General features: G+C 47.9%; 1 protein-coding gene. It reads right to left on the bottom strand.

The window, feature by feature from the left end; all coding sequences use genetic code 11:
* Positions 1-704: tetratricopeptide repeat protein (locus PL8927_RS27870; RefSeq protein ID WP_156093371.1), on the bottom strand; the 704-nt coding region annotated here is incomplete at both ends.

Genomic DNA, 704 nt, shown 5'->3' with positions numbered 1-704 from the left:
TTATTCAGGCTTAATGCAATGTCAGGGTGGTCGCCTGGAAACAGTCGTTGCCACATGGCTAAGGCTTGCTGGTATAAAGGTTCGGCTTGACTCAGCTTGCCTTGGGATTGGTAGAGTTCTGCTAAATTATTCAGGCTTAATGCAATATCAGGGTGGTCGCCTTCAAACCGCCGTTGCCGCATGGCTAAGACTTGCTGGAATAAAGGTTCGGCTTGACTCAGCTTGCCTTGGGAATAGTAGAGCAATGCTAAATTATTCAGGCTTGTGGCAATATGAGGGTGGTCGCCTTCAAACAGCCGTTGCAACATGGCTAAGGCTTGCTGGTATAAAGGTTCAGCTTGACTCATCTTGCCTTGGGAGCGGTAGAGTTCTGCTAAATTATTCAGGCTTGTGGCAATATGAGGGTGGTCGCCTTCAAACAGTCGTTGCCACATGGCTAAGGCTTGCTGTAGTAAAGGTTCGGCTTGACTCAGCTTACATTGGGATTGGTAGAGTCCTGCTAAATTATTCAGGCTTTGTGCAACGTCAGGGTGGTCGCCTTCAAACAGCCGTTGCTGCATGGCTAAGACTTGCTGGAATAAAGGTTCGGCTTGACTCAACTTGCCTTGGAAATAGTAGAGATATCCTAAATTATTCAGGCTTAATGCAATGTCAGGGTGGTCGCCTGGAAACAGTCGTTGCCACATGGCTAAGGCTTGCTGGTA

This window comes from Planktothrix serta PCC 8927 (assembly GCF_900010725.2).
GTDB classification, from domain to species: Bacteria; Cyanobacteriota; Cyanobacteriia; order Cyanobacteriales; family Microcoleaceae; genus Planktothrix; species Planktothrix serta.
This window is presented reverse-complemented; position numbering and strand designations above follow the sequence as displayed.